Source organism: Pseudoalteromonas sp. HM-SA03 (assembly GCF_002289345.1).
Taxonomy (GTDB): domain Bacteria; phylum Pseudomonadota; class Gammaproteobacteria; order Enterobacterales; family Alteromonadaceae; genus Pseudoalteromonas.
This window is the reverse complement of the sequence record NZ_NSDG01000076.1, coordinates 102570-116145: the sequence shown is the minus strand read 5'-3', so window position 1 is coordinate 116145 and position 13576 is coordinate 102570. Positions and strand designations below refer to the sequence as shown.

Below are 13576 nucleotides of genomic sequence, written 5' to 3'. Positions count from 1 at the left end.
AGCATTTACATTAACGCTAATTTAACCGAGGCAAACCGCTCGCCTTGGGCAATAACTATAAAATTAAGGGAACATCTATGTCATTTTTTAAATCACCATTAGCCATTGCTATTGGTGCTGCTGTGATTGGTTTGGCTCAGCCAGCCATCGCTGATGATGCCGTTACAGCCACGCAAACAGAAGAAAAATCAACCAAAGGCTGGGATGTGCTCAACCCGCCAGGTGAAAAGCAAACCATCACCATCGATACCAACGAAACCACATGGAGTAACTTAGATGTTAGCCCTGATGGTAAAAACATCGTCTTTGATATGCTTGGCGACCTTTACATCATGCCAATTGGCGGTGGTAAAGCAACAGCCTTAACATCCGACATGGGCTGGAACATTCAACCTAAGTTTTCGCCTGATGGCAAGCACATCGCATTTATCTCCGATCGCGCAGGTGGCGATAACCTGTGGGTGATGGACGTAGATGGCAAAAACCTGCGTCAGGTATCAAAAGAAGTGAATAATATTGTTCACAACCCTGCATGGTCGCCTGATGGTCAATACATTGCAGTTAAGCAAGGTCAAGTAACGGGGCGTACCATTCCAGGTGGCTCTATTCGTATGTATCACATCAGCGGCGGTAAAGGCGTGTTGGTTCGCGAGCGTCTACATGGTGCAAAATCGCAAAAGAACGTTGCAGAGCCCGCTTTTTCTCACGATGGCAAGAAAATCTATTACTCAGTTGATGCGACCTCTGGCGTGCGCTGGGAATACAACAAAAACTCGCTCGACGCTGTATTCGAAATTCGTAGTTGGGATTTAGCAACCGGTGAAGAAGAGACAGTGATCCGTGGTGCTGGCGGTGCTATTCGTCCGACCGTCAGTCCTGATGGTAAATCTATTGCGTTTGTTAAACGCGAAGATAACGGCAACGAAATGATCGGTTCCTTATATATTAAAGATTTACACTCTGGCGTCGAAACTCGTGTTTATGCCGGCCTTGATCGCGATTTACAAGAAGCCAATGGCGCACATGGTAACACACCTTCTTTTGCTTACACGCCGGATGGTAAATCCCTCGTTTTTTGGGCGAAAGGGGTATTCAACCGCGTCAATATCGCATCGCACGAGGTCAACGTCATCCCTACTCGCGTTGTCGCTGAAAAACAAATCACACCGGCGCTACGCTTTGCAGTAGATGTCGCGCCTGACACTTTTAAAGTCAAACTTGCGCGCTGGTCGCAAATTTCTCCTGATGGTGAAACTGCACTATTCCAAGCGCTTGGCTACCTTTACGTAAAAGACATTGCGTCAGGCAAAGTAAAACGCCTCACTAAGCAAACTGACCACTTTGAGTTCTACCCAAGCTACTCTCGCGATGGTAAGTCTATCGTTTACACAACTTGGAGTGATAAAGACTTAGGCGCAATACGTGTTGTGTCTGCAAACGGTGGTAAAGGTAAAGTGATCACCCAAGAACCTGGTCACTATATCTCACCTAGCTTTTCACCAAATGGCAAAAACGTGCTATTTAAAAAGGTAACTGGTGGCTACTTGCTAAGCGGTGACTGGTCAATGCATCCAGGGATTTATCTAGTTAATGCCAACGGCGGTGAAGCAAAACGCATCATTAAACGCGGCGACAATCCGCACTTTGGAGCCGACTCTGAGCGCATTTACTTCTCCACCATGAGTGATGAAACACATCGCGAACTAAAAAGTGTTAACCTCAATGGTCAAGAAGAACGTAGCCACTTCAAAGGTGATTACGTCTTTGACTTTAAGGTCTCTCCAAATGGCCAATATGTTGCATTTATCGAGCATTTCAATACGTTTGTTGCACCTTTTACCAGTACAGGTAAAACCTTATCCATTAACAAGGGTGAGAAAGCTTTCCCAGTTAAGCAGGTGTCAAAGTACTCTGGTGATTTCCTAAATTGGAAAGCAGACAGCAGCGCGCTAACTTGGGCATTTGGTCCCACACTTTATCAGCGCAAACTGACTGATACTTTCGCTTTCGTCGATGGTGCATCTGACAACACCGACGAGCTAACCGCTGAAGGTATCGACTTGAGTTTTGAGCAAAAAGCAGATAAGCCTGAAGGTATGATTGCGTTAGTCGGCGGTAAAGTAGTGACTATGCGTAACGCTGAGAACGAACAAGAAATCATCGACAATGGTGTGATCCTAATCAAAGAGAATCGCATCGTTGCAGTCGGTAAGCAAGGTGAGCTAGATGTTCCTAGCACAGCTAAAGTAATGGATATTAGCGGTAAAACCGTGATCCCAGGCCTTATTGATGCCCACGCACATGGCAGTTACGGTAGCTATAACCTACAGCCACAGCAAAACTGGAATCAGTATTCTAATCTTAGCTTTGGTGTAACGACTATCCATGATCCATCAAATAACTCTGCCGAGGTATTTTCTATGGCAGAACTACAAAGAACGGGTTTAACGGTCGCGCCACGTACCTATTCTGTTGGACGTATTTTATATGCTGGCCACGCGCCAGGTTATAAAACACCAATCAGTAACCTTGAAGACGCAGAGTTCCACGTTAAACGCCTAAAAGACGCTGGCGCTATTTCAGTGAAGAGTTACAACCACCCTCGCCGTGAGACACGTCAGCAAGTATTGGAAGCGGCGAAGAACATGGAAATCATGGTTGTGCCTGAAGGTGGTTCAAAATTCCAACACAACATGAACATGATAGTCGATGGTCATACCGGTGTTGAACATGCCCTACCGATCCCGAATATTTACTCTGATATCGAACAAATGTGGGGACAAACAAACGTTGGCTTTACGCCGACTTTTGTTGTTGCCTATGGCGGCATCTCTGGCGAAGAATACTGGTATCAACACACTAATGTGTGGGAAAACGAGCGCTTAATGAGCTTCGTTCCTGAGTATGTGGTAAAACCAAGATCAATTCGTCCAAGCAAAGCACCAGAACGTCACTATAACCATATCAATGTCGCCAAAACCGCAAAACAGCTTCGCGATAAGGGTGTGACTGTACACATTGGTGCTCACGGCCAGCGTGAAGGTCTAGCTGCACATTGGGAATTATGGTCTATGGCACAAGGCGGCTTTACACCTTGGCAGGCGCTTCGCAGCGGTACAATCGACGGTGCTAGATATTTAGGTATGGACCGTGACCTTGGTACGATAGAGCAAGGAAAACTCGCCGATCTTGCCATCATAGATGGTGATGTGCTGTCTAACATCCGTGATTCAGAGAAAGTTGCGTACACCGTGATCAATGGCCGTGTCTACGATGCGGCAACCATGAATGAAATCGGCAACTATGACAATAAACGTCAGCCTTTCTTCTTTGAAAATGGCGCGCAAACCCAAATGCACCCAGCAACTGCTGAGTACATGGAAGAAAAGGCCCATACCTATCATTGGAAACACTAATACGACGTAGCACGATTGAAGCGTGAAACGTTAAGTTTACAAGCCTGGCTATCTAGATAGCCGGGTTTTTTATTTTTTGTCTAGATCTTAATCAATACTGTTCTATGCTGTTATAGGTACTTCCATAGCAACAGGGAATTAGGTTATGTCCGGGTTTTCGCAATTTTTTAACTCTCTTAATTTAACTAAAAAGCTGATTTTTGCATTTCTAATCGTCGCGCTCGTGCCATTGATAGTAATTATTTCCATCGCACTTAATACCGCATCGAATGCCATGACAGCGCAAGTATATTCACAACTTGGTGCCGTTAGTGAGATCAAAAAAAGCGCGGTTAATCGCTACTTTAAGACTGTTGAGAATAAACTCAATGCCTTTACAGCAAACCCATTACTTCCTGTGATTGCACAAGAGTTTATTACCAGCTTTCCTAGCGCTCAGGCCGATATTAACTATGCCAAATTATCTCGATTTTATGATGAAGTGTTCGTACCTAAATTCAATCAAGAAAACCCCGAAGATACGAGCACAGCAAGGCTAATTGGTAACATTTCAGAGTCTGGGCTTGCGCTGCAAGCCCGCTACTTAGCCAGCAACCCCTACCCAGTTGGCGAAAAATACAAATTTATTGAAACCGGTCACTTAGATAGTTATGACCTTGCTCACCGCAGTTACCATCCATATATGCTTAACATCGCCGACATTTATGAGTTTTACGATATCTTTATCATTGACCCAAGTAATGGAAATATTGTCTATTCTGTATTTAAAGAGGTTGATTTTGCTACCTCACTAGAAACGGGTCCTTATGCCAATAGTAATCTAGCTTCTCTTTATCAAGAACTGAAGGACTCAGCGGATCCAACAATCAGCGCTTTCGCAGACTACAAACAATACCTCCCCTCCTATAATGCACCCGCTAGTTTTATCGCCAAACCTATTGTGGTGAATGGTCAAACTGTTGCAATTGTTGCTGCGCAGCTATCTATTGATGCCATTAATACCATTATGACCGAGCGAGAAGGCTTAGGAGAAAGTGGTGAAACCTACCTAGTCGGCCCTGAGGGTCTGATGCGTTCTGACTCTTTCTTAGATCCACAACATCATTCCGTGGTGAATTCATTTCGATACCCTGAACGCGGTAAAGTAGCCACATTTGCTGTCTCTCAAGCATTAAATAATCAATCTGGACAACAGGTTATTGAGGACTATAACGGCGAGGCCGTGCTATCTGCCTATACACCAGTGGAAGTTTTTAATACCCGCTGGGCACTGCTTGCCGAAATTGACGAAGCGGAAGCGTTTGCTTCCGTCACCTCACTTTCTCAGTACCTAATGATTATTTTAGCGGTCACCATAGTGTTAGTACTGATCGTCGCTTATTGGTTCTCAAAAACGCTTACTAAACCTGTTCACGAGTTGGTAGAAACCATGAAATCAGTTGAACAGGAAGGCAACTTTTCATTACGAGCGCCCATTCGTAGCCACGATGAAATCGGCAACAGTGCACAGGCATTTAATTCACTACTGGATGCCTTGCAGCTTTCTATCACAGAGGCGAATCGCGTCATGAATCAAATGGCCTCGGGCAAGTTTGACGACCGCATCAAAGTACCGTGTCGGGGCGAGCTAGAAACCTTAAAAGCAGCCACTAACCACTGTGCCAATACGTTAAGTCGAGCTATTTCTGAGCTGAATGAAATTTCCATTGATATGGCAAATGGTCGCTTCGATACAAAACTTAATGCCCCTATGTCTGGCGATTTAGACAAGCTCAAAAATAATATTAACGATTCTTTAGCATCGATTAACTCGACTATGAACGGTATTGTTCATGTGATGACCAATATTGAGCAAGGTAACTTTAAGGAACAAGTAACCGTACCCGCAAAAGGAAAACTAGCGCAGCTCAAGGATTCGGTAAATAATTCCGTACGCAGCCTTAGTGGTGCGATTGACGGTATCAGTACGATTATGTCTGCACTGCGCCAAGGTGACTTTTCTGCGCAACTTGATGCTCCACTCGCAGGCCAATTAGATACCTTAAAACAAGATATCAACTCCAGCATGGCAAACCTAGACAGAGTAATGAAAGAAATAGGCACTGTAATGTCTGGCGTCAGCAACGGCGACTTCAAACAACAAGTGGACGTTGCAGCAACGGGTCAGCTCGCGCAACTTAAAGATAATATCAATGCTTCTGTGACCGCCGTTGATGTTGCTATCTCGGAAATCTCTACGGTGATGATGGCTATTAGCCATGGTCGATTTGACCGCACCATTCAATCTGCGATGTCTGGCCAACTCGATAATCTCAAAGGTGATATCAACCGTTCGGTCGAGAACCTCAATCAAGTCATTGAAGAACTCGGCAGCGTAATGGGTGCCATGGCCGAAGGAGACTTTAGTCAAAAAATAGAGTTGCCACTACAAGGTCAGCTGCAACAGCTTAAAGTGAATGTAAATGAATCGACCTTACAGGTCTCTGGGGCAATCTCCGAAGTGAGCAGCGTGTTGGCCAATGTTGCTCAAGGTGACTTAAGTAACCAAGTAAATGGTGAATATTTTGGCGTGTTTAAGTCTTTGCAAAATGACACCAATACCACAATTAAAAAACTCACCAGTGTAATCGAAGGGATCCAAGCCGCAGCAAACTATGTTGCTCAAAGTGCCGGTGAAATAGCGGCGAGTAACACCGAAATCAGCCAACGTACAGAAGAGCAAGCAGCAAACTTAGAAGAAGCCAGTGCCAGCACCGGCAATATGCTAGATGAACTCACTAAGGTTTCAAACCAATCTGGTGATGCCGTAGGGCTGGCAACAAACGCAGAAAACATAGCCAAAGAAGGAGGTAGTTTATCTACCCAAACCGTAGCTGCGATAATTGAGGTGAACAAAGCCAGTAAAGACATTAATGAGATTGTATCGGTGATTGATGGACTTGCGTTTCAAACCAACCTATTGGCCCTAAATGCCGCGGTTGAAGCGGCACGGGCGGGAGAAAACGGCCGCGGCTTTGCAGTCGTTGCAAACGAAGTGCGAGAGCTGGCAGGGCGTAGCGCGGCTTCTGCAAAGCAAATTAAAGAAATTATCTCTAATAGTAACCAGAAGGTAGAACAAGGGACTGAACTTGCCAATAATTCTGGTGAAAAATTGCAACAAATCGTTGGTGCCGTAAGTGATGTCAGTAACAACATCATTAAAATCAATGAATCGACTTCAATGCAGCAACAAGCCATTAAAGAAGTGGATTTGGTGGTGCAAAGGCTAACGGATCTTATTCAAGAAAACTCTGCAATTACTGAAGAAACAATGGCAGCAGCGAGACAAATGGCTGAGCAAGCCCATGAAATGCGCACCCAGTTGAGCTATTTCCGTTTATCAAAAAATGATTACAGCGCCACTGACAGAGAAGGTGAATTGCTTGTGCATCAATATAATGCATCTTAGGGCCTGTTGAGCTTTGATAGTTAGATCATGCCCAACTAAGCCTTTTAGTTGGGCATTTTATACATGTATCAATGTGTATTATACCAGCGTAAATTTATCCGCATCGAGATGAGCTGGAAATTTAGCTTTATACTGCTGCAAGTCGCTCAGTTTTAGCTTTACGGTAATAACCTCTGCTTGTTCATCTACTGCCGAAACAAGGCTATTACCATTGAAGTCAATCGCTTTAGTACCACCATTATGCGCAGTGCCATACCCGTCTTCACCTACGCGATTTACTGCGAGCACAAAGCACTGATTCTCGATTGCACGAGCAGCCAGTAAAGTATCCCAATGATTTCGGCGTGCCGCTGGCCAGTTTGCAATATTAATCATAACCTCATAATCATTCTGATTACGCTGAAATACTGGGAAACGTAAGTCATAGCAGATCTGCGGTAAGAATTTTATGCCTTTTAATTCGAAGACTTCACGGTGCTCACCAGCAACCACAAAATCCCCCTCATTACCCAAACAGAATAAGTGTCTTTTGTCATAATGAAGTATCTTTCCATCCGGCTGGCACCACACCATACGGTTGGCCTTTTTATCTCCTTGCGAAACCAGTATGCTGCCCGCAACAACAGCTTGAAAGTGCTGAGCACATTGCTGTAAAAACTCGATGGCTGCATCAGCATAACGCTCAACACCCAGCTCTTTTACGGCGAAGCCGGTCGCAAATGTTTCTGGTAGCAAAATTAAATCGCTTGGCTCGACATTTTCTAGCAAACGTTCAATATGGGTAAAGTTGGCCTCAGGTGAAAGCCACTGGATATCCGTTTGAACAAGGGTAACAGTTAAAGTTGACATAAGCGTTTTGCAGCCTCTTCTAATGTCTGGTTTTCCTTAGCAAAGCACAATCGAATGACCTTGTCTTCAGGTGCTTGTTGGTAAAAAACGCTGAGTGGCACTGCCGCCACTCCAACCTCTTCCGCCAGATAGCGACAAAAGACAACATCATCAAGATCAGAAATTTCACTGTAATCCAAAAGCAAAAAATAAGTCCCTTCAGTTGGTAATAGCGTAAATCGGCTTGACGCTAAAGCCTTAACCAGTACATCGCGTTTTTGTTGATAAAATCCACTCAGTTCATCAACGTGCTCAGGATGTTCAGCAAGCATATCTGTCAATGCAAGTTGTGCCGGAGTGAAGCTTGAGAACGTTACATACTGATGGATCTTTCTAAACTCAACAGTCATTTGCTTTGGTGCCACACAGTAACCCATTTTCCAGCCAGTACTATGAAAGGTTTTACCAAAGCTAGAGATCACAAACGCACGCTCAAACAATGCTGGATCAGTTAATACGCTCAGATGGGGCAAACCATCAAAGGTAATATGCTCGTATACTTCATCACTGATCAATAACAAGTCATGCTGATTTAGCAGCTGTTTTAGCTGCTCTAAATCTGACGGCTTCAGCGTTTTAGCTGACGGATTATGCGGTGTATTGATGATAATAGCACGGGTATTTGGGTTGATACTCGCTGCGACTTGCTGCCAATCAATTTGGTAATGCGGCGCAGTCAATGCAATATGTACGGCTTTTCCGCCAGCAAGTTCAATTGCAGGCTCATAGGAGTCATAAGCCGGATCGAATACAATAACTTCGTCCCCTTCAGATACTATTGCCTGAATTGCCACGAAGAGTGCTTCCGTTGCACCCGAGGTCACCGTGATCTGTTCTTGTCCTGAAACACTCACCTGATAACGACGTTCAATTAATGCCGCAACTTGTGCTTGCAAGCTCGGTACGCCGGCAGAAGGCGAATACTGGTTTTGACCTTCGCCAACATAGTGGCTCAGTTGTGATTTGAGATAATCAGGCGCATCAAACTCCGGAAAGCCTTGCGATAAGTTGATCGCACCATGCTCGTTCGCTAATGCCGTCATTTGGCTAAATATACTAATTCCAACCTGAGGTAACTTACTTTTCACTGCAACACTCTCTTTCTTATGGTGCTAATCGTGAGTGGATGCTATCATTGCTCAAAATAGATGTATAGCCGTCCAAACGCATTTAATTTATAGGTGTTAACTATGCACACACAAGCCGCAAAACTCGCGCTTATCGACGCAGGAGCTTGGGTTGCTCAGCAAGGCTGGGTTCCCGCGACTGGTGGTAATTTCTCTATCAAAACAGACTCTGGCTTTGTTGTCACGGCCAGCGGCTTTGATAAAGGTAAATTAACACCAGAGCAATTTCTGGAATTAGACGCCACCGGCACCATCATTGCTGGTAGTGGCAAGCCTTCAGCCGAAACCGCATTGCACCTAAAACTATATGAATTATGCGTGGGTGCACAGTGTATATTACACACGCATTCCGTTGCTGCGACTGTGTTATCGCGATTTATTCAAGGCGGTCAATTTCAGATCAGTGGTTATGAAATGCAAAAGTCACTGTCTGGCATTCAATCGCATGAAGAAACCTTATCCATTGCCATTTTTGATAACGATCAGGATATAGAACGACTAGCACAGCACGTGGCGCAATCTCATCAAATTACACCGGTTATACATGGTGTATTGATCCGAGGTCACGGGTTATACGCAGTGGGCCGTACAGTGCAAGAAACTCGTCGTCATATTGAGGGCTTAGAGTTTTTATTTGCCTGCGAATTAGAACGCATCAAATTGGAGGGGCACCAATGATCAAAGCCATTTTAACAGATATTGAAGGGACAATTACCCGTATCTCATTTGTTAAAGAGATACTATTCCCGTATGCCGCTGCGCATTTACCGCAGTTTATTCGCGACCATCAGCATGACGCCGCCGTTGCCGGGCAAATTAGTGCCGTCAGAGCAGAATTGGATAATGCTGATGCAGACATTGATACCGTGATTGCCTCGCTACTTGAGTGGATCGCCGCGGATAAAAAAATCACGCCATTAAAACAGCTGCAGGGTCTCGTTTGGCAGTTTGGCTACACAAATGGCGATTTTACCGGACATTTGTATGAAGATGCCTACCAGTTTTTAACACAACAAAAAGCGAGCGGCCGCGACCTCTACGTGTATTCGTCGGGCTCAGTGAAAGCGCAGCAGCTACTGTTTGCGCACTCAGACTATGGTGATATTCGCCCGCTATTTAGTGACTACTTTGATACTAAAGTGGGTGCCAAGCAGGAAATTTCGGCGTATCAGAATATTATTGCAGCCCTACCTTACGAAGCGGAGCAAATCCTCTTTTTAAGCGATATCGTTGCCGAGCTAGACGCAGCAAAAGCCGCCGGCATGCACACATTACAGCTGTTTAGAGATGCACAAGCAACCTCACCTGAACATCCAGTGATATCAAGCTTTGACCATTTTGATGAAGGGGTATTTTCATGAGTCAACTGACTATATATCAGGTACAGAATCCAAGCCAAGCTTTACAACAAGAGCAAGACGCAAATATCATCGCATCTTTGCTCGCTGAGCAAGGCGTACGCTTTGAACAATGGCAGGCTAACACCGATATCACAGCTGAAATGTCACAAGATGACATTATTAATGCCTACCAGAGCGATATTGAAAGAATAAAGACGCAAGGTGGTTATCAAACTGTCGACGTGATTTCACTCGCAAAGGGCAACCCTAGTGCCTCGGAGTTGCGACAAAAATTTCTTTTTGAACATACTCATAGCGAAGATGAAGTACGTTTTTTTGTTAAAGGACAAGGGCTATTCTGCTTACACTTAAACGATAAGGTTTACCAAGTTTTATGTCAGCAAGGTGACCTAATCTCAGTACCAGAAAATACGCCTCATTGGTTCGATATGGGTAGCGATCCAGAATTTACCGCCATTCGCCTATTCAATAATCAAGAGGGTTGGGTTGCAAAAAGCACGGACTCTGAAATTGCAAAGCAGTTTCCATTACTTGATTAATACAAGTCTAAATACTCACAGTGCTAACGAAGCGCTGTGAGTACTTGCTTACTCATGTTAGGCTCGCAACCTTCAACAAAATACACACCGATATGGTTATCACGATAAGCGTGATTATATTTACCGAAAAAATCTGCTTGAAACTTAAATCCAGCGTTATCCAACTCAATCAAAAGTTTATCCACCACATCCCACGACATTGTTAGCGGTGAAAAAAGCAAAGTATTTGTGTGCATGCCCTCTGGAATTTCGGCCTCAGAGGGCGATATAACTAAGCTATCTGTCGCATCGATAAACAATTGTTCAAACACCTGAGGGGGGCAACTTGCAACTATATGGATATAGGTTTTTTGCGGCTGAATAGAGTGGCAACTGCATAAGGCCAGTACAACCACACCAATAATGAACCATCCCTTCATTAGCGGCTTTCCTTACTTCAAAATCCCCATAGTAGTACAGCTTGTCCCCAAAAATAAAATGAAGATTTTGTGACCATGTAATAACAGAAAACTGTTAATTTCTAAGGATATAAGTAATAACAGCTGAATATTATTTTGAAATCTTTGATAATATCGAAATTTGTATATCCGCCTTTCTGATTACTAATTTGGTATTTTCATGGTTCTTGAAGCAACACACTCAAAGTATATTGATATAGGATGTTGGCAACTTAATACGGCAACACAAACCATCAACAACAAACACGAGCGCAAAGAACTTGAGCCTCTACTGTTTAAAACACTGATGTACCTTATTAATAACCAAGAGCGGATCATAACGCGGCAGGAACTTGCTGAGCATGTTTGGCAACTAAATTTTGTCGACGACAATACAATTAACCGAGTCATTTTCGAGCTAAGGAAACAGTTAGCTTGTGACCTGCAACCTCAGCCAACGATAAAAACCCATTATCGCAAAGGCTACAGCTTTGCGATACCAGCCCCTGAACCGATTGAGTTACCTGGTGAAATATCTGACACCGCAATAACCAGTGAAGCGAGCAAGTCTTACCGAGTGCGAATATTCTGTGGCACCTTAATTGTACTCATCACTTTGATCAGCGCACTATATTTTGCAACAAAACAAACTTTTCAGGCGGAAAATACGACTCAACCACAACCATCCGCTGAGGTTTTTCATAACCAAATACTCTCTTGGTATCGAGGCCATCATGGCAAACTGTATAACTCACCGGATCAACGCTACCTAGCCTATAATTTTAAAGCCGACACCAATGAAGTTGGGGCTTTAGGAGAGGTAAGACTAATGGATCTTACCACCCAACATGAAAGAGCACTCAGCTTGCCGAGCGGTAGTAGCATTTTAGGTTGGTCGGCTGACAGTACATGGATTTATTACTTACATCACTCCGAAACTGAGGGGGAAAACCCTATCTGCGAATACCGCCGCCACCAGTTATCTCTAAAAACAGGCGCTCATGATCAGTTACTCTTTGACTGTTCTGGCGGTCTAATTAGCGCACTGTTTGATTTTGGAAAAGACCGCCTAATATATAGCCGCAGGGGCTATTTAGATGTACCAAACCTAGGCGCAATTTATAGTTATGATATTGAAAAGAAAAAAGAAACCAGGGTAACAACACCAAGTAATCATGGGTTTGGTGATCATCTACTAGCAATTATCCCTGAATCGCACCAGCTGATTTTTACTCGTAATATCGGTGATAAAGTCGAGCTACTAGTGACCACTTCAACAGGTCAAAAGACCCTAAAATTGGCAGAGTTCCCGCATTTGCTATGGGCTGCGAACTGGAATGCCAAGCAAAAAAGTGTGCTGTGGTTTGATCACAACACCAGTGAGATCAAACGCTATTCCATGCAAAATTTAACGGAGCTGCCCGCCGTAAAAGTTGCGGTCGAGCCCACCTCGTACATTTTGCCAATGTCAGAAAACCAATTGCTCATGACGACCTACGGCTACGACCATGACAGTTATGTCATCGATCTTAATACGGGTAAATCAACTCTCTTTGCCAAACCAAATATTTACGAAGTGATCATGGCTTACCTTGGAGATAATGAATTCGCCTACAATGATTCCATTTTCAAAAATGTTGAATCTTACGGGGTCATGCATATCGACTCACGCCATCGATATTCGCCCATAGCAGCATTAAGCTCGGGCTACTCCATCATCGACTCAGATCCAAACAATCGCCAGATTCTCGTCAAACATGTCGCCAACAAACAAACTGAAGTGAGAGATTGGAAGTCTCTTGATGTGCTAATAACTCTACCCGATAACGAACAGAATGGTGGTACTCGGCTTGGCGGAAATAAGGTTGCGCAACTGCGGGCTCACAAGGTAACTGATGACAAAATTATTGAGGTTACTTTTCTGAATGACAAAAATAGCAAAGCCATTACGGTTGACGATATCGTGAGTATTGATTGGTACGACGACAATCATCTAGTTACCTTATCCAGTAACAGGGATATTTCATTACTGAATACAGAAACTAATCAGGTAACCCCTTTGATTAATGGAGCCGAACTTGCAACACGCATCGATAATGTAAAAGTAAGACCAACGATCACCGCCGCAAATGGTGCAATCTACCTTTATAATCGACAATACGTATATAAGCTTGACGCAAACCAACAAATAACGACTATCTTAGATATCAAAGCTAGCGTGAATGCCGAATCTAGCATTTACTACCTCGATGCTCATGCTGACAAGTTACTGATTTCTTACCTCACGAGATATCACAATGAGATAAAGTTATATCACCGCTAAACAGGTAAAGCTTACCGACCGATAGGCTTATAACGAA

Annotated in this window: 9 protein-coding genes; 6 read left to right on the top strand and 3 right to left on the bottom strand. The window is 44.0% G+C overall.

Annotation, left to right across the window (positions count from 1 at the left end):
* Positions 1-77 precede the first annotated feature (77 nt).
* Together CKO50_RS15090 and CKO50_RS25025 are read left to right on the top strand one after the other, a co-directional pair.
* On the top strand, positions 78-3416 hold the full coding sequence (locus CKO50_RS15090) for an amidohydrolase family protein (RefSeq protein ID WP_095728836.1): 3339 nt from the start codon (positions 78-80) through the stop codon (positions 3414-3416).
* Positions 3417-3561: 145 nt separating this feature from the next.
* A complete protein-coding gene (locus CKO50_RS25025; RefSeq protein ID WP_095728835.1) occupies positions 3562-6864 on the top strand; it encodes a methyl-accepting chemotaxis protein in 3303 nt (1100 codons plus the stop codon).
* A 78-nt stretch (positions 6865-6942) separates the two neighbouring features.
* Here the strand turns inward: CKO50_RS25025 and CKO50_RS15080 are convergent, their stop codons facing one another.
* Both CKO50_RS15080 and CKO50_RS15075 read right to left on the bottom strand, forming a co-directional pair.
* Positions 6943-7713, bottom strand: coding sequence for an amidohydrolase (locus CKO50_RS15080; protein WP_095728834.1), 771 nt, complete (start codon positions 7711-7713; stop codon positions 6943-6945).
* Positions 7701-8840: a methionine aminotransferase gene (locus CKO50_RS15075; RefSeq protein WP_095728833.1), complete on the bottom strand. Its 1140-nt coding sequence runs from the start codon at positions 8838-8840 to the stop codon at positions 7701-7703. The genes CKO50_RS15080 and CKO50_RS15075 overlap by 13 nt, the downstream gene beginning before the upstream one ends.
* Positions 8841-8942: 102 nt before the next feature.
* Between CKO50_RS15075 and CKO50_RS15070 the strand changes: the two genes are divergently transcribed.
* Genes CKO50_RS15070 through CKO50_RS15060 form a run of 3 tightly spaced genes read left to right on the top strand, consistent with a single transcriptional unit; the run spans position 8943 to position 10779 of the window.
* A complete protein-coding gene (locus CKO50_RS15070; protein ID WP_095728832.1) occupies positions 8943-9557 on the top strand; it encodes a methylthioribulose 1-phosphate dehydratase in 615 nt (204 codons plus the stop codon).
* On the top strand, positions 9554-10240 hold the full coding sequence (gene mtnC / locus CKO50_RS15065; RefSeq protein ID WP_095728831.1) for an acireductone synthase: 687 nt from the start codon (positions 9554-9556) through the stop codon (positions 10238-10240). Before CKO50_RS15070 ends, mtnC begins: the two co-directional genes overlap by 4 nt.
* Positions 10237-10779, top strand: a complete 543-nt coding sequence (locus CKO50_RS15060) for an acireductone dioxygenase (protein ID WP_095728830.1) — start codon at positions 10237-10239, stop codon at positions 10777-10779. Before mtnC ends, CKO50_RS15060 begins: the two co-directional genes overlap by 4 nt.
* 23 nt (positions 10780-10802) lie before the next feature.
* Here the strand turns inward: CKO50_RS15060 and CKO50_RS15055 are convergent, their stop codons facing one another.
* Positions 10803-11198, bottom strand: coding sequence for a hypothetical protein (locus CKO50_RS15055; RefSeq protein ID WP_095728829.1), 396 nt, complete (start codon positions 11196-11198; stop codon positions 10803-10805).
* 199 nt (positions 11199-11397) lie between these two features.
* On the opposite strand from CKO50_RS15055, the gene CKO50_RS15050 reads away from it, so the two are divergent.
* A complete protein-coding gene (locus CKO50_RS15050; RefSeq protein ID WP_095728828.1) occupies positions 11398-13539 on the top strand; it encodes a winged helix-turn-helix domain-containing protein in 2142 nt (713 codons plus the stop codon).
* The last annotated feature ends 37 nt before the right edge of the window (positions 13540-13576 follow it).

Coding starts and splice junctions, on each gene's coding strand:
- CKO50_RS15090 (WP_095728836.1), top strand. CDS start 78: ATGTCATTTTTTAAATCACCATTAGCCATTGCTATTGGTGCTGCTGTG.
- CKO50_RS25025 (WP_095728835.1), top strand. CDS start 3,562: ATGTCCGGGTTTTCGCAATTTTTTAACTCTCTTAATTTAACTAAAAAG.
- CKO50_RS15080 (WP_095728834.1), bottom strand. CDS start 7,713: ATGTCAACTTTAACTGTTACCCTTGTTCAAACGGATATCCAGTGGCTT.
- CKO50_RS15070 (WP_095728832.1), top strand. CDS start 8,943: ATGCACACACAAGCCGCAAAACTCGCGCTTATCGACGCAGGAGCTTGG.
- mtnC (WP_095728831.1), top strand. CDS start 9,554: ATGATCAAAGCCATTTTAACAGATATTGAAGGGACAATTACCCGTATC.
- CKO50_RS15060 (WP_095728830.1), top strand. CDS start 10,237: ATGAGTCAACTGACTATATATCAGGTACAGAATCCAAGCCAAGCTTTA.
- CKO50_RS15055 (WP_095728829.1), bottom strand. CDS start 11,198: ATGAAGGGATGGTTCATTATTGGTGTGGTTGTACTGGCCTTATGCAGT.
- CKO50_RS15050 (WP_095728828.1), top strand. CDS start 11,398: ATGGTTCTTGAAGCAACACACTCAAAGTATATTGATATAGGATGTTGG.